We start from the raw sequence: 5,243 nt of genomic DNA, 5'->3' as shown, positions 1-5,243 counted from the left end.
GGCGGCGCGTAGTAGGTCGGCGGATTACCGAGAAATACGCTCAACCCCGGAACCGCAAGCCCGAGCGACAGACCATCGTCCGCCCAAGCGGAGACGCTGGTCAGACCGCACAGTAGCGCAGCGCTGGCAGCAAGTACCAACTGGCGAGTGCCGAAAGCCGACGACTTGATCATAATAAACTCCTTGTCTTAGGTAGCGATTTACCCGGATTCAAACATCAGCAGGTTGCCGTGTATCACCACTTTGCCCAAAGCTCTGCCAACGCTGGCTCCAGGGCGGAACAGACAAGTACAGCAAAATTGGTGCCAATATCTTTGGCCATATTTTTCAGGTTGTTACATTATATAGCTGTAGAAGAACGGCTACGGATCTGGAAGCGTACCCAGCGTTATATTTACTTTCAATAAGTTACATTGTCGCTCATTGCCGAGGGTATTGTGGCCTTATGGCAACAAGGCGATGTGCGCTAACCCCATGTCCTCCGGCAGGGAGAACAACCGGTTCATATTTTGTACCGCCTGCCCGGCAGCCCCTTTGACCAGATTGTCGATGACCGAGAGGCCGACCACCAGCCCAGGCCGGGGCTGGTGAACGGCGATACGGCAAACATTGGCACCTCGCACCGAACGCGTAGCCGGATGACTGCCGAAGGGCAAGACATCTACAAAGGGCTCGCCGGCGTAACGGGTGGTGAACAGCTCCTGTAGCGCCGCATCGCTCACGGGCTGGCGCAGCCGCCCGTAAAGGGTAGCGTGGATGCCGCGGATCATGGGCATGAGGTGGGGCGTGAACTGCAACTCCAGCCGGGTGCCGCTGATATCGGAGAGTACAGCCTCAATTTCCGGCCGATGCCTGTGACCGCTTACGTCATAGGCGCTGATGCTATCCGCCGCTTCGGGGAGAATCAGGCCAACCTTAGCAGTACGACCTGCTCCGCTGACGCCAGACTTGCAATCCGCGATCAGTGTATCCTCTCGCAGCAAGCCCTCGGCCAACAGAGGCGCGAGGCCGAGGATGACCGCCGTCGGATAACAGCCTGGATTGGCAATCAGCCGCGCCGCACTGACCTTGGCCCGATAGTATTCTGGCAAGCCATAACAGGCTTCGGCCAGTGCTTCGGGCGCGCGGTGGGCCATGCCGTACCACTGAGCAAAGACTTCTGCATCGGGCAGTCGGAAATCGGCGCCCAGATCAATGACCCGCACACCTTTGGCCAGCAGCTCCGGCGCACTATCCATCGCCACCCCATGGGGTGTTGCAAAAAAGACGACGTCGAGCCCACCCAACAGCGCGGGATCGGGCGTGGTGTAGTTCAGATCGCAGTGACCACGCAGATTGGGGAAATGCGCATCCACGCGCTGCCCGGCCTCGGCACGGGAGGTGATGGCCACCACCTCGACTTCCGGATGCGGCAGCAGCAAACGCAGCAACTCCACCCCGGTATAACCCGTACCACCGACAATACCTGCGCGAATCATACGTTCCTCCATTCCTTAGCCGTAACAGAAAAAGCCGCCCGAAGGCGGCTTGTTTCCCAGTCCGAAGCGCGCGTGATTAACGCTTGGAGAACTGGTGACTACGCCGGGCTTTATGCTTGCCGACCTTCTTACGTTCCACTTCGCGGGCGTCACGGGTGACGAAACCGGCGCTGCGCAAGGGACGGCGCAAGGTTTCATCATAGACCATGAGGGCGCGGGTAATGCCATGGCGGATCGCCCCGGCCTGACCACTGGCACCACCACCGCTGACATTCACCAGAATGTCGAACTGGCCACCATGACCGGTCAACTCCAGCGGCTGCATGACCACCATACGCGAAGTCTCGCGGCCAAAGTAGTCTTCCAGGGTGCGCTTGTTGATGACGATCTTGCCTGAGCCACGACGCAAATACACGCGGGCTGTTGCACTTTTACGCCGACCGGTACCGTAATATTGTTCCATAAAGTCTTCGCCTTAAACGTTCAGGGGCTGCGGCTGCTGCGCCGAATGAGGATGCTCGGAGCCGATATAAACCTTGAGCTTCTTGAACATCGCCCGACCCAGCGGATTCTTGGGCAGCATGCCCTTGACCGCGAGTTCGATGATCCGCTCCGGGTGCGTCTCCATCATCTTCTCGAAGGAAGCACTCTTCAGGTTGCCGACGTAGCCGGTGTGATGGTAATAAATTTTGTCTTTGGCCTTGTTGCCGGTGACCGCGATCTTGTCGGCATTGATGACAACAATATAATCGCCGGTATCGGCATGGGGCGTATACTCGGGCTTATGCTTGCCACGCAAACGTTTAGCCAGCTCTACGGAGAGGCGGCCCAGAACTTTATCGGTGGCATCCACCACGAACCAGTCTCCTTGCACTTCATGAGACTTGGCAGAATAGGTCTTCATCACACAACTCCGGCTTCGGGTTTTTCACTGAGGGGCGGGAGATTAGCGATGATAGGGACGGATGTCAAGGTGTTTGCGCGCTCTCAGACAGCTACCCAATGAATTCGTGAGAGTTCGAACCCCTGCATCCACGCCGGGATATCGCGTTAACCGTGTAAGACGCGCCAAACGTCGACATGATCAGGGTGCTCAAGATAGAACACCAGGTGCGGATAGCCCATCAGCGGCCAGGCGCGTAAACCCGGTGGAACTACGCCATCTCACCCAGCAAATAAAGTCTATGTAATTTTTTATGGATCCTAAGGTGGCATGCAGCTAGTGTCCAGAGGTATATCCGGAGGCGTTTAACAAGAAAGGCGCGGTCGCCGCCGCGCCTTTCTACGCAGCGCCCGGACCAACCGGGAAACAGCACTCAGAGGATCAGGATTTTGCTCGCGGCTTCATCGGACAGGTCTTGATGCCCAGCAAGGTATACAGCGCGCAGAAACCGGTAAGCCCGGTAATAAGCGGCACCAAACCCACCAGCGCCCACCATTTGTTTGCGCCCGGCAGAAAAACCGCCAGCACTACAATAATGGCCAACCCTACAATCACGCGGATAATCCGATCTGCAGTTCCTTCATTGACAGGCATTCTTAACTCTCCCGCAGGTGGTCACCTGCTCGGTATAATGAATTACGAGTATAGAGCATTTCCCTCCGCGACAATCTGCCCGGGGCTCAAAAATGATCGATATATACCAGTTTCTCCACAGGTTCCCGGTTACTCGGCCAAGCATTGCCTGTACCCTTGCCGACCGCCACCATATAGCCGATGGCAAAGTCTGCCGGCAGACGAATAATCTTTGCCACCGCGTCGAAATCAAAGCCGTCCATGGGACAGGAGTCGTAACCAAGATCCTGCGCCACCAGCATCAGGGTCATGCCAAAAATACCCAGAGTGCGCATTGCCTCATCGCGCGCCACCTCCGGCTTACCGCGATAATATTCATCCAACTTTGGCAACACAAAGTCCTGCACCGGCTGCGGCGATGTCGCCCAGTACCGCTGCGGCTCCTCCTGCCAGGCGTTGAGGTCGGCACACAGCACATAGAGCGCTGAAGCATCTGTCACCTGCGTCTGGCCCCAGGCCACCTCACGAATAGCCGCCCGCTGCGCAGGGTCCCGCACGTCCACGGTCCGCCAATGCTGAATGTTGTACGCACTGGGTGCCAATACCGCTGTCTCCAACAGCACCTGCCGTGTTTCATCGGACATTTTATGATGCGGATCAAAGGATTTTACGGCACGACGATTTTTTACCGCAGCAATAACTTCCATACCGGCCTCCATAATATTTCAGCGTGAATCCCTATCTAAGACCGACCGGTTGGTATTGTCAAGGAAGCGGGTGATATGGGTGGGCAGGATAGGGCGCCGACAAGTCAACAATCCTCTTTGATAATGTACAAATATTCGTCATCATGGCAAAACAAAAAGATGAGAAGAAGCCGATTTTTCTGAACGGGGTTACCCTGCAGCAAGGATCCGAGACAAATGTTCGAGTCGTATAAGCAAGGCAATGAAAATAATGGGGATTAACAAAAAAACCATGTCTCGCATTGAGTCCGCGGTGAACGGGTGAAGGTGGATGTGCTGATCATCGGCGCAGGTGCCGCCGGGCTCATGTGCGCGATCGCGGCTGGCCAGCGCGGACGGCGCGTGCTGCTGGTCGATCATGCCAACAAGGTCGGTAAAAAAATCCTGATGTCCGGCGGCGGCCACTGCAATTTCACCAACCTCGGGGTAACGCCGAGCCAGTACCTCTGCAGCAACCCCCATTTCCCCAAGTCTGCGCTGGCGCGCTACACACCTGCGGACTTCATCGCGCTCGTAGAGAAACACGGCATCGCCTATCACGAAAAAGAACTCGGCCAGTTGTTCTGCGATGGCTCCTCCAGGCAGATCGTACAGATGCTGCTGAACGAATGCGCCGCAACTGGCGTGACGATTGAAACCAATTACGGCATCGAGCGCGTTCACAAAATAACTGAGGGCTTCAACCTGCGCACCACGCGCGGCGAGGTGCAGACCGAAGCACTGGTAGTCGCCACCGGCGGCCTGTCCATTCCCAGTATGGGTGCCACGGGTTTTGGCTACGAAATCGCCCGCCAGTTTGGTCACGACGTGCTACCCACCCGCCCTGGACTGGTGCCACTGACGCTGAGTGGCAGCCATCAGACGCATTATAAGGATCTGGCCGGCGTCACGTTACCGGGCGTGGAAGCCAGTGTGGCCAGGCAGAGTTTCCGCGGAGGCCTCCTGTTCACCCATCGTGGCCTTAGCGGTCCGTCTATCCTGCAAATTTCTTCCTACTGGCAACCTGGAGACAGCCTGCATATGGACCTGTTGCCGGATCAGGACGTAGGTGAATGGCTGTTGGAACAGCGCACGGCACGACCGCTCGCCGCACTTAAAACCGTGCTCGGCGATGCGCTGCCGAAACGGCTAGCGCAGCGCCTCTGCGAGCAGTGGTTCGACGGTCGGCCGATGCGGCAATACCGTAGCGCGGAACTCAGACTGATCGGCAGTCAGCTCAACGCATGGCCCATCACCGCCAGCGGCACCGAAGGCTACCGCACAGCGGAAGTCACGCTGGGCGGCGTCGATACCGACGGACTATCCTCCAGCACTTTGCAGTCTAAGCTGGTGCCGGGCCTCTATTTCATCGGCGAAGTAGTCGACGTCACCGGCTGGCTCGGCGGCTACAACTTCCAGTGGGCTTGGGCATCCGGACAGGCAGCGGGGCAGGTTGTTTAAATTCGCGCAAAACAACCCCGTCTCTGTGTATAGAGACGGGGTTGTTGGATATAGGTGTCTGGC

6 protein-coding genes are annotated in these 5,243 nt (G+C 57.2%); 1 reads left to right on the top strand and 5 read right to left on the bottom strand.

Going from position 1 to position 5,243, the window contains the following annotated elements; translation table 11 throughout:
* Positions 1 to 443: 443 nt before the first annotated feature.
* From argC to Q0C48_RS13840, 5 genes are all read right to left on the bottom strand, one after another.
* On the bottom strand, positions 444 to 1,478 hold the full coding sequence (gene argC / locus Q0C48_RS13860) for an N-acetyl-gamma-glutamyl-phosphate reductase (protein WP_291525344.1): 1,035 nt from the start codon (positions 1,476 to 1,478) through the stop codon (positions 444 to 446).
* A gap of 76 nt (positions 1,479 to 1,554) precedes the next feature.
* The gene (rpsI, locus tag Q0C48_RS13855; RefSeq protein ID WP_163098704.1) at positions 1,555 to 1,941 is read right to left on the bottom strand and encodes a 30S ribosomal protein S9; all 387 of its coding nucleotides are present in this window, start codon (positions 1,939 to 1,941) and stop codon (positions 1,555 to 1,557) included.
* Positions 1,942 to 1,953: 12 nt separating this feature from the next.
* Entirely contained in the window at positions 1,954 to 2,382 is a 429-nt protein-coding gene (rplM, locus tag Q0C48_RS13850) for a 50S ribosomal protein L13 (RefSeq protein WP_366937065.1), read from the bottom strand.
* 420 nt (positions 2,383 to 2,802) lie between these two features.
* Entirely contained in the window at positions 2,803 to 3,015 is a 213-nt protein-coding gene (locus tag Q0C48_RS13845) for a DUF2892 domain-containing protein (RefSeq protein ID WP_291525338.1), read from the bottom strand.
* 86 nt (positions 3,016 to 3,101) lie between these two features.
* Positions 3,102 to 3,701 carry a nitroreductase family protein gene (locus tag Q0C48_RS13840; RefSeq protein WP_291525336.1) on the bottom strand — a complete coding sequence of 200 codons (600 nt, stop codon included), beginning with the start codon at positions 3,699 to 3,701 and terminating at the stop codon, positions 3,102 to 3,104.
* A gap of 300 nt (positions 3,702 to 4,001) precedes the next feature.
* Between Q0C48_RS13840 and Q0C48_RS13835 the strand changes: the two genes are divergently transcribed.
* Positions 4,002 to 5,180, top strand: coding sequence for an NAD(P)/FAD-dependent oxidoreductase (locus Q0C48_RS13835; protein WP_291525333.1), 1,179 nt, complete (start codon positions 4,002 to 4,004; stop codon positions 5,178 to 5,180).
* Positions 5,181 to 5,243: the final 63 nt, after the last annotated feature.

The organism is Acidithiobacillus sp., assembly GCF_023255755.1.
Lineage (GTDB): Bacteria > Pseudomonadota > Gammaproteobacteria > Acidithiobacillales > Acidithiobacillaceae > Acidithiobacillus.
This window is presented reverse-complemented; position numbering and strand designations above follow the sequence as displayed.

Coding starts and splice junctions, on each gene's coding strand:
- Q0C48_RS13840 (WP_291525336.1), bottom strand. CDS start 3,701: ATGGAAGTTATTGCTGCGGTAAAAAATCGTCGTGCCGTAAAATCCTTT.
- rplM (WP_366937065.1), bottom strand. CDS start 2,382: ATGAAGACCTATTCTGCCAAGTCTCATGAAGTGCAAGGAGACTGGTTC.
- rpsI (WP_163098704.1), bottom strand. CDS start 1,941: ATGGAACAATATTACGGTACCGGTCGGCGTAAAAGTGCAACAGCCCGC.
- Q0C48_RS13845 (WP_291525338.1), bottom strand. CDS start 3,015: ATGCCTGTCAATGAAGGAACTGCAGATCGGATTATCCGCGTGATTGTA.
- argC (WP_291525344.1), bottom strand. CDS start 1,478: ATGATTCGCGCAGGTATTGTCGGTGGTACGGGTTATACCGGGGTGGAG.